Annotated in this window: 11 protein-coding genes; 6 read left to right on the forward strand and 5 right to left on the reverse strand. The window is 56.3% G+C overall.

Annotated features, from left to right (window positions below):
* Positions 1-331: 331 nt before the first annotated feature.
* The gene (locus tag AAEZ09_RS10320) at positions 332-1,393 is read left to right on the forward strand and encodes a DUF6515 family protein (protein WP_350599414.1); all 1,062 of its coding nucleotides are present in this window, start codon (positions 332-334) and stop codon (positions 1,391-1,393) included.
* Here the strand turns inward: AAEZ09_RS10320 and AAEZ09_RS10325 are convergent.
* Entirely contained in the window at positions 1,378-2,283 is a 906-nt protein-coding gene (locus AAEZ09_RS10325) for a cation diffusion facilitator family transporter (RefSeq protein WP_205893052.1), read from the reverse strand. The two genes, AAEZ09_RS10320 and AAEZ09_RS10325, sit on opposite strands and share 16 nt — an antisense overlap.
* Positions 2,284-2,309: 26 nt before the next feature.
* On the reverse strand, positions 2,310-2,729 hold the full coding sequence (pmcY, locus tag AAEZ09_RS10330; RefSeq protein WP_045062063.1) for a periplasmic Zn2+ metallochaperone PmcY: 420 nt from the start codon (positions 2,727-2,729) through the stop codon (positions 2,310-2,312).
* Between the two features lie 110 nt (positions 2,730-2,839).
* Between pmcY and hrpB the strand changes: the two genes are divergently transcribed.
* From hrpB to AAEZ09_RS10355, 5 genes are all read left to right on the forward strand, one after another.
* Positions 2,840-5,350: an ATP-dependent helicase HrpB gene (hrpB, locus tag AAEZ09_RS10335; protein ID WP_350599417.1), complete on the forward strand. Its 2,511-nt coding sequence runs from the start codon at positions 2,840-2,842 to the stop codon at positions 5,348-5,350.
* 59 nt (positions 5,351-5,409) lie between these two features.
* Positions 5,410-6,873 carry a site-specific integrase gene (locus tag AAEZ09_RS10340; RefSeq protein WP_350599419.1) on the forward strand — a complete coding sequence of 488 codons (1,464 nt, stop codon included), beginning with the start codon at positions 5,410-5,412 and terminating at the stop codon, positions 6,871-6,873.
* Positions 6,874-7,081: 208 nt separating this feature from the next.
* The gene (locus AAEZ09_RS10345; protein ID WP_350599422.1) at positions 7,082-8,812 is read left to right on the forward strand and encodes a hypothetical protein; all 1,731 of its coding nucleotides are present in this window, start codon (positions 7,082-7,084) and stop codon (positions 8,810-8,812) included.
* Positions 8,809-10,857: an integrase gene (locus tag AAEZ09_RS10350; protein WP_350599423.1), complete on the forward strand. Its 2,049-nt coding sequence runs from the start codon at positions 8,809-8,811 to the stop codon at positions 10,855-10,857. Before AAEZ09_RS10345 ends, AAEZ09_RS10350 begins: the two co-directional genes overlap by 4 nt.
* A complete protein-coding gene (locus AAEZ09_RS10355) occupies positions 10,854-11,285 on the forward strand; it encodes a hypothetical protein (protein ID WP_350599426.1) in 432 nt (143 codons plus the stop codon). Before AAEZ09_RS10350 ends, AAEZ09_RS10355 begins: the two co-directional genes overlap by 4 nt.
* Before the next feature lie 355 nt (positions 11,286-11,640).
* Here AAEZ09_RS10355 and AAEZ09_RS10360 read toward each other — a convergent pair whose 3' ends face one another.
* From AAEZ09_RS10360 to AAEZ09_RS10370, 3 genes are all read right to left on the reverse strand, one after another.
* On the reverse strand, positions 11,641-12,555 hold the full coding sequence (locus AAEZ09_RS10360) for a LysR substrate-binding domain-containing protein (protein WP_350599428.1): 915 nt from the start codon (positions 12,553-12,555) through the stop codon (positions 11,641-11,643).
* 353 nt (positions 12,556-12,908) lie between these two features.
* Positions 12,909-13,985, reverse strand: a complete 1,077-nt coding sequence (locus tag AAEZ09_RS10365; protein WP_350599430.1) for an endonuclease/exonuclease/phosphatase family protein — start codon at positions 13,983-13,985, stop codon at positions 12,909-12,911.
* Positions 13,986-14,063: 78 nt separating this feature from the next.
* Positions 14,064-14,738 carry a YciC family protein gene (locus AAEZ09_RS10370; RefSeq protein WP_350599501.1) on the reverse strand — a complete coding sequence of 225 codons (675 nt, stop codon included), beginning with the start codon at positions 14,736-14,738 and terminating at the stop codon, positions 14,064-14,066.
* Positions 14,739-14,795 lie beyond the last annotated feature (57 nt).

A 14,795-nucleotide genomic window follows, 5' to 3' on the forward strand; every position in this document is an offset into this window, starting at 1 on the left:
TTCGCAATCCTCTGCCGCAGCCTCAAGCCTATTCTTATTACCAGAATCACTGCTCGGACAAACAGTCCACTGCAGCTCGCCCAATCAGGCCAGCTGCGGCCGCCACCCCACCGGGGATGTGCCGGCCTCCGAGCTGCACACTGTCCAGAAGACGGCGTGAGGTGAGCCGACGTCATAAGCGTCGAGCACGGACGAAGTTCTCAAGGGGAGGCCGACGGGTCTCCCTTTTTTAATGCCTGCGAAAAATACTGCGCGACTGATAACCTGTTGCAGAACCGGCCTGTGCTTTCCCAGTCTTACGTACAAGCCCTGAGCTACTGTGAGGAAAAGCATGAAGTCGCGCGTCTGGCGTTTGGCCGGTGTTGGTTTGCTGTGCATCAGTGTCACCACCCAGGCGCTGGCTGACGAGCCGCACAATCGGGGGCCTGACGGTGGACAGCAAGGTGAGGGTCACCAGGGGAACAATCCGGGGCGCGGTGGCAACGATCATGCGCAGCGCCCGCAGAATGCGCCTCAGCAGAATAATCAGCCCCGCGGGCAGGGCAACGACATCATTCGTGGCGACAACAGCCGACAGTTCGAGCAGAACGGACACAATCGCAACGGGCAAAGCCGCCCGCCACCGGATTACAACAGCCCGGTGCGGCCACCGCCGCCTCCACCCCAGTTACCCGCCAATGACCTCCCGATCCAGGGTCGCCCCGACAGCGTGCGCCAGACCCAGCAACCTCAGCGGGGCTATTATCAGGATGTGCCACGGCGCAACGACGGTAACCCGCAGTGGCAAGTCGGCGGGCCGGGGGCGCGTCCCGATGACCATCGTGATGACAATCGCTGGCCCGGTCGCCCGCCTGGGCACGGTAATGGCTGGGGGCCAGGGCCGCAGTATCGTCCAGGGCACGTGATCGACCGCTTCCCGGACCGTGATTATCGTGTGCCCTACGGTGGCCGCGATTACTTCTACTCGGGCGGCTACTGGTACCGTCCACAGGGGCCACGTTATGTGGTGGTGCAACCGCCGCGCAGGATTCGCGTGGGCTACCTGCCCGATTACGCACGCGAGGTGTGGCTCGGCGGTTCGCTGCTGTTCCTGGCGGCCGGTTCGTACTACGCCTATCAGGAAAGCACCCGGGATTACGTGGTGGTCGAGCCACCGGGACAACCGCTGCCGCAGTCGGCCAGCAACGGTTACGACGTTGAAGCTTATCCGGCCAATGGACAGTCGCCGGAGCAGGTCAATCAGGACGGCTACGACTGCTACCGCTATGCAGTCGAGCAGAGTGGTTTCGATCCACGTGCCGACACTTATCAGCCGGACCCCTCGGTGGTGCAGATCTACCGTCAGGCCCAGGGCAACTGCCTTGGCAGTCGCGGTTATCAGGTCAAATTCTGAGCGCGGGCCGCTTGCACCACTTCCTGCGGGTCGGCGTGCACCAACACCTCGGCCCGTGGGTAGGCGGCGTGGATGGCATCGGCGGCCTGGTCGCTGATGCCGTGGGCCACTGACAGGGTCAGGTCGCCGGGCAGCTCCAGGTGTAACTGCACAAACCACTGGTTGCCCGAGACCCGAGTGCGCAAGTCATGCGCGCCTAGCACGCCCGGTACACTGCAGGCCAGTTCAAGCATGTGCTGGCTGACATCCAGTGGTAGTTCTTCATCCATCAGCACGGTAAAACTCTCCCGGGCGATCTGGATGGCGCTCCACAGGATGTAGGCGGCGATGCCCAGCCCGAACCACGCATCCAGCTGATGCCAGCCGAACGCCGCCAGCACCAGTGCCACCAGGATGCTGCCGTTGAGCAGCATGTCCGAGCGATAGTGCAGCGAGTCGGCGCGCACTGCATTGGAGCCGGTGGCCTTGACCACGCGATGCTGCAGCATCAGCAGCGCCAGGGTCAGTGCCAGGGAGAACAGGATCACCCCTATGCTGATCCAGGCTGCGCCTATCGGTTCGGGGTGCTGCAGCCTGTCAAACGCCTGCAGGGCGATCAGCACCGCACTCCCTCCAATGAACAACGCCTGGGCCATACCGGCCAGCGACTCGGCCTTGCCATGGCCGTAGCGGTGATCGTCATCGGCCGGGCGCAGGGCGTAATGCACCGCCAGCAGGTTGAGCATCGAAGTGACGCCGTCCAGCGTCGAATCGGTAAGCCCGGCGAGCATGCTGACCGAGCCGCTCAACCACCAGGCAATGGCTTTGGCGACGATCAGCGTACAGGCCACCGCCACCGAGGCACGGGTCGCCAGCCGCAGCAGGCGGGCGTGTTCGGAGCTTGAGATCATAGGTGCGGCGGTTCCTTGCAACAGGTTTATGCAGCGGGTTGCAGGCCGAACATGGCCAACTGCTGGGTGCTGCCCTTGTGCTGGATCAGGCGTGGATCATCCAGCGGGAAGCTGCGGCCCAGTTCGGTTTCCAGGATGGTCTGCAACTTGCGGTTGTCGACCTTGCCGTCGGCGCCAATCGCTTCCTGGAGCTTTTCCGGAGCGACCTGGGCGGTCTTCCCCGGTTCGAAGTAGATCGCGCCAGTGGCGAAGTCCACGGCGAAGGCGATCAGGCCCGGGACGATGTAGAACAGCAGGCCCACGGCATCGAGCACGGCAATGGCCGGATCGATCTTGCCATCGATCTGACCGCGGCGATCAGGGTAGAAGATCGATCCGCAGGCGGTCACTTGAGTCAGCAGGGTCGCAACTAGAACACCACCAATCAGGCGAAAGGGAGCACGCATATGAATCTCCTTGAGTCATCTGGAAAACGAAGCGTCGTCGGTATGAATTAGGACCGTGAGAAACGCCAGGCAGTTCGCCGTTATACTCGCGCCTCTGTTTGGGAGCCAGCATGATTTCTTTACCGATCGATGAAGTTTTACCCGCCCTGCGTGAAGCCCTGGCCGCACGTCATGAAGCGGTGCTCGAAGCACCGCCCGGCGCGGGCAAGACCACTCGGGTGCCACTGGCCTTGCTCGACGAGCCCTGGCTGGCCGGTCAGACCATCCTCATGCTCGAACCACGACGTCTGGCCGCGCGAGCGGCGGCGGAGCGCCTGGCCAGTGAGTTGGGCGAGAAGGTCGGGGAAACCGTGGGCTATCGGATTCGCCTGGACAGCCGGGTGGGGCCCAACACCCGTATCGAAGTGGTAACCGAAGGTATCCTCACCCGACGCCTGCAGGATGACCCGGCCCTGGAAGGCGTGGGCCTGTTGATCTTCGACGAATTCCACGAGCGCAGCCTGGATGCCGATCTGGCCTTGGCCCTGAGCCTCAACGGCCGGGAGCTGTTCCGGGAAGACCAGCCGCTGAAAATCCTGCTGATGTCGGCCACCCTCGAAGGCGAGCGCCTGGCCGGCTTGCTCGATGATGCGCCGATACTGCGCAGCGAGGGGCGCATGTACCCGGTGGCGATGCGCTGGGGCAGGCCGTTCCAGGCGGGTGAATTCATCGAACCGCGGCTGGTGCAGACAATACTTGAAGCCTTGAACGATGAAGCCGGCAGCGTCCTGGTGTTCCTGCCCGGGCAGGCGGAAATTCGGCGGGTGCATCAACAGCTGGCCGATGCGCTGGGCGACAGTTCCCAGGTTCTGCTCTGCCCGCTGCATGGCGAGCTGGACCTTGGCGCCCAGCGCGCGGCTATTGAGCCGGCTCCTGCGGGCAAGCGCAAAGTAGTGCTGGCCACCAACATCGCCGAGACCAGCCTGACCATCGACGGTGTGCGTGTGGTGATCGATGCCGGGCTGGCGCGGGTGCCGCGCTTCGATCCCGGCAGCGGCATGACCCGCCTCGACACCCAGCGAATTTCCCGTGCCAGTGCCACCCAGCGTGCGGGCCGGGCCGGGCGCCTGGAGCCGGGGGTGTGTTATCGCCTGTGGTCCCAGGATCAGCACGAACAGCTGGCGGCCTATGCCAGTGCGGAAATCCTCTCGGCTGACCTTGCCAGCCTGGCCTTGCAACTCGGTCGCTGGGGCGTAACGCCCGGGCAACTGGTCTGGCTCGACATCCCGCCGGCCGCCGCCTATGCGCAGGCGCAGGATCTGCTGCAACGCCTGGGCGCGCTGGATGGCGAGACGCTGACCCGCCACGGCCAGGCCATGGCCGAGCTGCCGGCGCATCCACGTATTGGCCATTTACTGTTGCGCGGCCAGGACCTGGGGTTGGCAGACATGGCCTGCGACGTCGCGGCTCTGCTGGGGGAGCGCGATATCCTGCGCGGCGCCGGTGCCGATCTGCATAGCCGGTTGGTCCTGTTGTCCGGCGCAGAACGCGCCGCGCGTGGCGCCCAGGGCGGCGTCCAGCGAGCGCGGCAACTGGCACGGCAGTATCGCGGCTACCTGCGGGGCAAGGCGACGCAGGCGGTCAGTGATCCCGAACATCCACGCTGGCTGGGCGCGTTGTTAGCGCTGGCCTATCCCGACCGCGTGGCTCAGCAACGCCGTGCCGGCGGCGCCGAGTATCGCCTGGCCAACGGCCGGGCGGCGCTGTTCGCCGAAGCGGACAGCCTGATGAAACAAGCGTGGCTGGTGATTGCCGACCTGGGCAGTCGCCAGGGCCAGCGAGAGGAACGGATTTACCTGGCGGCGGATTTTGATCCGGCGCTGTTCGACTCCGTGCTGTGCGAGCAAGTGCGCGTGGTCGACCAGCTTGACTGGGATGAGCGCGAGGGCGTGTTGCGCGCCGAGCGCCAACGCAAGGTTGGGGAACTGATCCTCAGCCGCGAGCCGTTGACCGGCCTGGATGAAAGCGCCCGAAGTCAGGCGCTGGTCAACCTGGTGCGGCGCAAGGGCCTGGAGCTATTGCCCTGGACCCCGGAGCTGCGCCAGTGGCAAGCGCGAGTGGCGCTGCTGCGCCAGCTGGATCTGGCGGGGAAGGGCGAGAGCGAATGGCCGGACGTCAGCGACGCCGCATTGCTAAAAAGCCTTGAACACTGGCTGATGCCGTATCTGGGCAAGGTTTCGCGGCTGAGCCATTTCAGCAACCTGGACCTGTCGAGCATCGTCCACAACCTGTTGCCCTGGCCGCTGCCGCAACGCCTGGACGAGCAGGCGCCGCATCACCTGAGCGTGCCATCGGGCTCGTCGATCCGCCTGGATTACAGCGAGCAGCCACCGATCCTGGCGGTACGCTTGCAGGAATTGTTCGGCCTGTCGGACACCCCGCGCGTCGCCGGCGGCAGGCAGGTGGTTAAACTGCACCTGCTATCCCCGGCGCGCCGGCCGGTGCAGGTGACCCAGGACCTGGCGAACTTCTGGCGCAGTACCTACGCCGAGGTGAAGAAGGACTTGAAAGGACGATACCCCAAGCTATTCCATAAGCTTGACCCTTGGGTTGAATCGTTTAACAAGAAAAAGGTTGACTGATCTCGTTGCAGATACATCTCATAATCTCTAGGATCTGGCTCATTTCCTTAGGATGAGTCATGTCTTACACCAATCCACGGTACGAGAGTCGCCTGATTCTCATCCACTGTTTGCGTGACGCCTTTGCCTGCCTCCACGTTAGCGGGGCACCTCCTGGGTCAACTACTCACGAACTCGAAGGTGATAGCTCTCGAATTATTTACCAGGTTGATGAAGTCGGTGGCGAAGGCGCGCGGGACCTATTCAACTTCCCTTTTATATTGCACGCAAATGGTGAACCTTGGCACGAAGCAAATGATTACCTGCTAAGCCTAATGCGTGACAAAGCTCCAGCAAATTTGCGGACAGATGATATCCGGCGCCGCGCCAGTAAATTGCTAGATTATCTTTTATACTGTGAAGACAATTACCTAGACTGGCTGGATTTTTCTGGTGCTCGGCCTGCACTCAGGCCAACATATAAATATTTCTATCATCTGATTAGCGAAGGGCTTCGCGGCAATCAGGTTATTAATCAGTACACTTCTGCAGTCTATCATTTTTATAAATACGTAGCTGAGCATTGGCACTCGTTGGATATGAAGCGGGTCGATACGATTAAGCACGTACGGATACTGGTGGGAACTCGTAACGGTTCTAAAATTATTGACGCGGAAAAAAGAAGTCAGACCCGGCGCACCGCACCTGTAAAACCAGTACCGCTCGGATTTGTGCGTGAAGATGGCGAGGATCTTAGGCCGTTGTCGAATCAAGAGCTCCGTTTGTTTCTGGCCATTATTAGAACAGAAAAAGAGTGGTCTACAGTTGAGCGGTTGATTTTATTCACTTCGCTAATGACTGGCGCGAGAAAGCAAAGTGTACTGACAATTCGTTTGAAGCACTTGGTTGGGTTTGCCGGCGATCGTTTGAGAAAGGACGGGACCTATGAATTGCGTGCTGGCCCTCACACCGGTATTGATACAAAATTCGACAAGGTACAAACTCTGTATTTCCCCAAACAGTTGGCAGACGAATTGGTGGCTCTAGCAGGCAGTCCATTAATGAAGAGACGGCGCGCCAAATTTCAAGCCCGGCTCGGTATTGAATATCCTGGATTGGCCATGGATAAGGACGATATGTATCTATTTCTCTCTGATCAGGGAAATTGCTATTATATGGCGACCAGCGATCCTCGATATCCGGTCGTCAAGTCGCCACAGGCTGGACAGGTCACCGACACTATTAAACACAAGCTAATTGATAAAGCCCCCGCTCCTTTTCCTAAAGACTTCACATATCATTGGTTGCGAGCTACTTTTGCTTACCAACTGTATCAACGCTTGCAAGTTTTAGTTAAAAATGGAGTGTTGCAACCAGGAGAAGATATTGATTTTATCCAGCATCGGATGCATCACGAGTCTAGGCAGACGACCGAAAACTACTTAAAACTGTTTAAAATGACCCAAGATAAGGTGATAGCTCAGGAGATATGGGAGGGACTCCTGTTCAGTGGTAGCTACGATATACTGGTGTTGGAGGTTTAAAATCAGTAATAATGGAGAATTCGAACATCGTTCCAACACATTGGCGATTACGCTAAGTGAGTTAAATTCGGAGTTTCCCGAGCCAGAGCTCATTCATTTGCGGCTGTCGATAAAGCGTCGAAAGAAGCCGTTAGATGTTGGCAGCTTCGCTTATTCACTTAGGCGAAAGAATGAAAAGGCTGCTGATGGCCGAGGAACTCCAGTTGTAGTGGAATCATTCGATGAATCTCGTCGCGATCTTATTAAGGGGCTTTTGGAGTCTTTCATAGGCCGACGCGACGAAACCGTGCTATTGAGATTCAATCACACGGAACGGTTTATAGACTGGGTAGACAACGAAGGCTATAAAAATACCTTTACAGATGAGGTGCAAGCGCAGAACGCATATAGAGACTACACGGCGCTTCTTAATCATCAGATAGCCCATCAGCTGTTAAAACCAACAACAGCTTTTCAGATTCAGTCTGTAGCCGCAAAGCTAATCGAGATTGTTTTTCCTGATGCTTATCATAATATACTTGCAGGCGCGATAAAAATAAAGCCGGAGCGGGGGTCGGAATCTGCAAGCGGAGCTCATGTCGCGTTATATACCGACGCTTGTTTGGCAATTGCAGAACAGTGTGGTGACTTTGTTCTAGAAAATAGGCCGTACCCCTGCGTGGTGATCCAGAAGAATCATGACGTTGTCATATTTCCTTCGTTTCACGGTGCGGTAGGGCCATATAGGGCATCTGCACTTTCCTATAACGGTGCCGAGCGAAGAGTTTCGACAGTTGATGAGTATATTTCATCATGTACAAGCCGTGGCCGAAAACCTTCGAATAGGGGGCAAATCGCGGCGGATCTTGCAGGTACTCAAGCGCATATTGACCTTGCTAACGAAGACGATCGTCATTGGCATAGGCTGCATATGGCCTATTTTTCGGCAAAGGCATACATGTGCCTATTTCTTTTAATTACAGGTGCTACACCATCAGAGCTTGCGCAGTTCACCTACGAAGATGCGCAGGGAGTCGAAAAATCTCCACTTAAGAAAGAGCTATCCGCCGTCAAATTCCGAGCCAGCGAGAGGGCTACCGCATATAATATAGGCAGAGACACAGGTTTGCCGTTGCTGAAAAAGTATCTAAAGCTTCGCGATTGGATTCTGAATGGATCGACGCATGATAGACTATTTTTTTCTTTCCCTGACGTAACAAAAAGAAGAGACTTTCACGGAGGATTTTCCGAGATTGCCGTAACTCAGGCGGTAAGTAAATTTTACAAATCTATTAGTGGTGTGTTTCTAGATCCGAGAGTGCCCATGATCTCGGCGCGTAAAATGCGCAAGCATAAGAATAATGGGATGTACGCAGCGCGTATATCACCGTCAACGGTCGCGGCGGCCATGAATCACACTGAGGCTGTAAACCTATCTACTTACGCTGATGCAACTCCTGAGCAACTGGACACAGAATTTGGGAGATTTTGGCAGTCTATGCGCCATGCAGCCAATGTCGTGCGTGAGCGCAGCCGAGCGAGCAGTGAGAACGAGATTGAGACATCTACAGCGGCTGGCCATTGTGATGCATTCAACAAGCCGAAGCCTGTAGTAGGCGTTCAAGTCAATGTAGAACTTAACTGTCGCACGCAATTCGGCTGTCTATATTGCGAACACTATGTGTGTCACAGTGATCAAGAGGATGTTCACAAGTTGATGAGCCTTCAATACGTTATTGATGCTGTGCGCAGGTCAGCTCCCGACATGGCCCATGCTGAGGAACTGTACAGGGATCTGTCTATTCGTATTGACTTTGTTGTCGAAGCGCTTTCAGAACGCTCGGGAGTCATGAAGCAGGTGGTTGAAGACATCAAGATCAGGGTGTTCCAGTACGGTGAATTAACACCTTTTTGGGAGAATCGCTTGAGCCGCTATGAAAAGCTAGGAGTATCGTTTTGAGCGCTGAAACCAAGTCTATAGGATGCCTCTTCGCCGGCGGAGATTTTCCTACTGATTCCGAGCCAGATAATGCTGTACATTTATATGGTGCACCTAATTCCAATTTCGTGTTGTGCCGCGACGAGAAAGGTAATGCGACGGCGGTATACGGCGAAGCAGTTTGGGATTTTAATCCATATAGATTAAGTGCTAAAAAGGTCAACAAAATCAATTTTGATACAGTTTTTGATTATGTAGGGCAAGAGCAGAAAGCTCTAATCGATGAAGTTAGACATTTACTATATTGTCTCATCTACTTTGCGGGAGGAGGGCGGCGCGGGACATTAAGCGTATCGACCTTGGGGCAATATTGGATGGTCATTCGAATGGCCATGAAGTTTTGCTATGCACAGAAGAGTAAGCCGCTAGTCGGGATGCTAACCTTAGAACAGGTTTTTACAGTTCCTGTATACTTTGCAGCCTTTATACATGAGCAAGATCCAGTAAGAAAGGTTCTGGCGGGGGTTGTGCGAGCCCTGGTTAGCGTCGGCGAGTCTCGGTTGGGATATGCGGTGTTAAATCCGAGTACGTTCTATCTTAAGGGGCCAGAGTCTAAACAGCATCCGGTCATTCCCACTCGGATATATCTCAATCTGATTAACGTCACTGGCGACTTGGTTGAGCAGCTTTACCCTGCTGTAGGGCGATTCGAATTATTTTTGAAATGTTTTGCCGACAAGCAGTACGGGCGCACTCGTAAGAGGAAAAAAGATGTTGGCAGCAAGTCAAAAATGCCTCCGGACATGTGCCAGGCGCTCAAAGATTATGATTTAACTGAAGTGTTTTCCGGTGAGTATGCTTGCCCCCACAAAAGACAATTGCAGACGGTTTTGTTGAAGATGCAATATGCGTTGGCGACGGTGATTCATATGTACACCGGAATGCGCGATCAGGAAGTGATGAGGATGTCCTATAATTGCTTGACTGATCAAGTGGTACGAAAATCAGCTATTGATGATGATGGCGTTACGCGTGATGACTGTCAGTCAGTAACCGTATTGTCGACTAGTACAAAGTTTACTGGCTACAAAAAAGTGGGTGCATGGTTCGCACCTAATGAAGTCGTAAAGGTCATCGAGATCTCTAGAGCCATATGCCGCGGTCTTGCCCAGCTCTATATGATCGAGACGGATGATCGCTGCCCGTTGTTCCTGAATCCATCAATATTAAGCTTCACACGGGGCAAGCCAGAGGTCGGAGTTTCGAATTTCTCGTTTAGGTCGACGCAAGACAGCATATTGCGTTCGCTAGAGATTCAGCCAGGTGACTTAGACGAATTGTCGCTGAGCGATCCGACGAGGGACTTTCGAAATGATCCGGATTTCGAAATCGGCAAGCACTGGCCGCTTACCACTCACCAGTTTCGACGATCGTTAGCATTTTATGGCAGTAGCAGCGGGTTTCTTTCATTGCCGACACTGCGCAAGCAGTTTAAGCATATGAGCATCCAAATGGCACGTTACTACGCTAATAATTTCGAAAATTTGCGGACGATATTCGGATATTATGACGAGACTAAAAAATCATTCATCTTGCCAGGTAATCACTTTGCTTTCGAATACCAGATGGCTATACCAATGTCCGTTGCCAATCAGCTAATCGCCGATCTGCTGTTTAATGGGGAACCTTTGTTTGGCGGCACCGGCTCGTATATGGAAAAGCAAAAAGAGCGTGTAACGGCCGGCGAAGTCCGAATCGAAGATGTTCGAGCTGATACAGAACGGCGGGTGAAAAGCGGGGCTATTAGCTATAAACCGACACTGCTTGGTGGCTGCACGAAGGTCGGTCGCTGCGATTCGTTTCTCCTAGGCGATTATACTGATTGCTTGTCTTGCGAAGGAGCGATTATTAAGCCATTTAAAGTGAGTGCTGCCATCACTGAAGCGATGATCGAGTTGCAGAGTTATCCAGAGGGTTCTGGCGAATACCAAATTATTAAGGGTGATATAGATCGCCTAACGGCATTCAATTCACGATTGATACCGGCGATGGAGGTGTCTTTATGAGCAGCGAGTCTACTGTTAATGGACTGGCTATCTGTGAAAAGGCTTTAGACCGCCTTGTCGGAGGAAACTCCATCGTTCCGGCTCACGTCAGTCTAGACCTGTCGAAGCTAACAGCGAGTATAGTCAGCCTGGAAGCTGGATTTGATCGGGGATATTTGAAAAAGTCTAGAAAGTCGCACCTGCCTTTGCTTGCTAAAATCGAAGCAATCCGTGCATCGGGTGTTAAAGGAACGACATCAAGGAGTAAACAGCTTAGGCAGATAGAGGACCAGTTGAAAAAGCTCGAAAATGAGCTGTCAGTTGCTCAATCTAATCGCGATAAAGCACTTGCGCAGAACATTAAGCTATGGGAACGAGTTCGAGAGTTGGAGCTATTATTAGAGACTAGCGTCTCGGCGAAGGTAGAGCATTTTAGGCGACCGCGCTAACCGGCTTGCCACCTCCGACCAGATGACTTCAGAGGTGTCGAATTTTGCTGGATCGTGCGAAGGTAAGTGTCAAACGCTTTAGCGGATCTCCCTTTTTTTAGTCAATCATTGGCCCCAGATTGACTGTCAAAGCATTCTTGCCGAATTCGGCGAGAGCCAGTAAATACGGGCGTTAGCCGGTGTCAAACGCACGTCGGGTATTTGATACAGCATATTACTGGCCGGATGATCCGTTGGTGGCGGAGGCGACGGCGCGCATAAAACCGCGCAAAAGCTGAGGATCAAAAGTTCGCAGGCTGCGCCAGTTCCTGTGTTGGCGGGCATTCCAATGCGGGAGCCTGCGATCTTTTGACGTTCAAGAGGCCGCCTTGGCCGTCAGCTGCTCCCGACAGTAATCGGCAAACAACTGCGCCGGCTTGGTCAACTGCCCGCGCTTCAACCACGCCGCCACCAGCCCGGAGCCGGTGACTGCCTCGGCGATGTCCACGCACACCACCTTCTTGCCGTCATAAGTGCATTCCGAGTGCGGCCGGGTTACCAGGATCGAGAAGCCGAATCCTTGCCCGACCATGCCCCGGACCATCTCGATCGACGGCGAGCTGAAAGCGATGTGCGGTGTCAGTTCGAGCTCTTCGAACAGGCTGACGAAGTAAGTTCGACTGGGCTGCACGTCCAGCAGAATCATCGGCTCCAGGCACAGGTCCCGCAGCGACACCTGCTTGAGCCGGGCGAAACGATGATCCTCTGGCAGCAATGCATAAGGCCGCTGCGCCGGCATCAGCGGTTCGGTTTCGATGGTCGCATCCAGGTCGTGTTCGTACAGGATCGCCAGGTCGAAAGCGCCTGAGGTCAGACCCTGCACCAGCTCTTGCTGCTCGCCGTCGCGAATGCGGATTTTCACACCGGGGTATAGCGCAGAGAAGCCGGCGATCAACTGCGGCAGGTACAGCGGTGCAACTGTTTCAAAGCAGCCGATATCGATTTGCCCGGCCACCACGTCGTTATCGGCCAGGGCGTTCTGTTCGAACTCCTTGGCCATGCGCAGCAGTTCCTGGGCCTTGCGATAGAAGCGGCCACCGCTGGGCGTCAATGACACGCCCTGAGCGTGATGGCGAATCAGCAACTGCACGCCGAAGCTGTCTTCCAGGCCTTTGATAGCCGTGGAAATCGCGGGCTGGGCGATATACAGCTTGCGTGAAGCCTCGGCGACGCTGCCGCATTCGACGGTGGTGATGAAGTATCTCAGTTGACGCAGATTGTACGCAGCCACGGCAAACCTCGGATTGGATGGGTACGACATCCAGGCAATTTTTGCGCCGACTGCTTCCGTTCTGACGACGGTGTTGTTGTGCCCGAACAATAACCACATAGGGCGTCACCGGGGAGATGGGTTGCCCAGTTTTTTCATGGTCTGCGAAGACATTTTTACTATTTTGGCTCGACACGGGCCTGGGCCACCATCCAAAGCACTGGAAAGCCCATGGAGCATCTGAACCTGCTCCAGACAGCCGCTCATGAGAAAACGGACTGCCCAGCAGTACGGCGTGCTCTGATACCGCAGGCAGGTCCTGCGGACGCTATCGCGAGCAGAGGCTCACTACCAGATTCTGTATCCAGGTTGGATTAAGGCGATGCGGGCAGCAGAAACCGCGCAATCACCGGTAAGTGATCGGAGATGCGCAACGTGTCGTCCTGCCTCACCATCGCTTCGACCCGCTTGATTCGCGGGCTGTAGAACAGGTAATCAACCGTGCGGTCCGGCCCGTTCAGGCCCGGATCATTCGGGTAGTGGGTCAGCCAGAGCGCCCGGTCGGCTCCACTGGCTTCATTGTTGGTCGGGATCATCGGGTACCTGTCCCACAGCACGTGCAGCGCGCTGTCGGCTGAGTAGGGGGTGCGTTGCTCGTTGGGCAGGCGCTGGAATTGACCCAGCGGCAGCAGGTTGAAATCACCGCCCAACAGCCACGGCGTGCCTCGGCTTTCGTAGCGGTCGAGCACCTTGCCCACGGCGCTGACTTGATTCTGCAGGGTTTCGTCAGGCTGGCTGGCGCGGTCCAGGTGCGTGTTGAGCAGGGCGATCTGACCACCGTCGCTCAGCGGCAGATAAGTCACCAGCAGGGCGTTTTTCGGCTCGAACTGGCGGCTGATGAAATTGGCTGGCGCGATGGGCAATTGCAGGCGTTCGGCGTGCTCGATCTGATAACGGCTCAGGGTCGCGAGTTGGCGGCCAACGCTGCCGTAAATATGCGGGTCGGGAACAAATTCGGCTTTCCAGTCGAAGGCGTGGGCGCTGCAGGGGTACAAATCGGCAAGTCGTTCCTGCAACAGTTTGAGCTGGTTCTGGTAGTCGCTGGCTTTGGCGCCATCGTCCAGCTCTTGCAGCAGCACCACATCCGGGAGCTCGTCGCGGATCACCCGGGCCACCTCGTCCAGGCTGAAGGCCATGTCTTCCAGCGTCGGGCCTTCGTCTTCGCCCTGGGCCAGGTCGTTCCAGAACACGTAGCGTTTACCTGCCAGGTACTGCACGTTCCACGTCATCACCTTCAGCGCCTGACCGGGCACCAGCGTGGGGGCCTGGGCATTGCAGCTGACCGGCAACACTTCCTTGGCATCGGGGCGCCAGGTCAGGTTGGCAATCAGGGCGGCCAGGCCGATCAACAGCAGCAGGCCCAGCAGGGTGTAGCGCAGTAGACGGGTCATGGCTCGGCTTTTATCGCGTTACATAAGTTGAGCCCGAGCATAACCGAGCGCAGCAGGTAACCCCAAGGCCCGCGACAGTCAAAGCGGCCCATCGATTTTTTCGGGGGCATCGCTGATCAGCATGAACAAGCGGAACAGCACCACGCTGGTGAACAGTTGCAGGAAGCTGTGGGCACTGTCGATCAGCAGTGAGATCACCGGGTTCTGCGGCTCGGGATAAACCGCCAGGGTCGCGCCCTTGAGGATCCACAACGGGCCCATCACACACAGGATGCACACCAGGATGCGCAGGAAATTGCCGCGGGTCAGGCGCAGGCTTTCCTTCATCGCGGCCAGCGGCGCCAGTCCGCGCAGCACCAGCAGGTACTCGCCAAACGCCAGGGTCACCATCAGCCAGATGCCCGGCAGGAAATACAGCGACAGGCCGAGCAGGATCAACAGGGTGTTTAGTGCGGTGAGCAACGCAAAGCGCGGCCACAAGGTGGCCGACATGGCCAGCAGGTCGCGGGTGCGGGGTGATTCACCCCGGCTGCGCGCGTCCAGAAACAGGATCAGGGCCGCGGTGTAGAGCGGGTAGATCAACAGGCCGACAATCACGCTGATGCCCGGGAAACTGTCCGGCTCGGTGGAGTGGTCGACCACTTGCTGCAGCAGCGCCTCGAAAATCACCAGGGGCAGGCACAGCTGCACGATCTGGCCCAGATTGCGTTTGAAGAAGTACAGGGAGTCACGCAGTACATCGAAGGAATTCATCAGTCGGTATCGCAGGTTGAAAGCAGTGGCCCACTTTAACCGATGATGCGCTTTGCG

It is taken from the genome of Pseudomonas sp. 65/3-MNA-CIBAN-0223 (assembly GCF_040310425.1).
GTDB classification, from domain to species: Bacteria; Pseudomonadota; Gammaproteobacteria; order Pseudomonadales; family Pseudomonadaceae; genus Aquipseudomonas; species Aquipseudomonas gregormendelii.

Bases quoted from the DNA above. Each gene is read 5' to 3' on its own strand.
- pmcY (WP_045062063.1), bottom strand. From the start codon at position 2,729: ATGCGTGCTCCCTTTCGCCTGATTGGTGGTGTTCTAGTTGCGACCCTG.
- hrpB (WP_350599417.1), top strand. From the start codon at position 2,840: ATGATTTCTTTACCGATCGATGAAGTTTTACCCGCCCTGCGTGAAGCC.
- AAEZ09_RS10355 (WP_350599426.1), top strand. From the start codon at position 10,854: ATGAGCAGCGAGTCTACTGTTAATGGACTGGCTATCTGTGAAAAGGCT.
- AAEZ09_RS10370 (WP_350599501.1), bottom strand. From the start codon at position 14,738: ATGAATTCCTTCGATGTACTGCGTGACTCCCTGTACTTCTTCAAACGC.
- AAEZ09_RS10365 (WP_350599430.1), bottom strand. From the start codon at position 13,985: ATGACCCGTCTACTGCGCTACACCCTGCTGGGCCTGCTGCTGTTGATC.
- AAEZ09_RS10320 (WP_350599414.1), top strand. From the start codon at position 332: ATGAAGTCGCGCGTCTGGCGTTTGGCCGGTGTTGGTTTGCTGTGCATC.
- AAEZ09_RS10340 (WP_350599419.1), top strand. From the start codon at position 5,410: ATGTCTTACACCAATCCACGGTACGAGAGTCGCCTGATTCTCATCCAC.
- AAEZ09_RS10325 (WP_205893052.1), bottom strand. From the start codon at position 2,283: ATGATCTCAAGCTCCGAACACGCCCGCCTGCTGCGGCTGGCGACCCGT.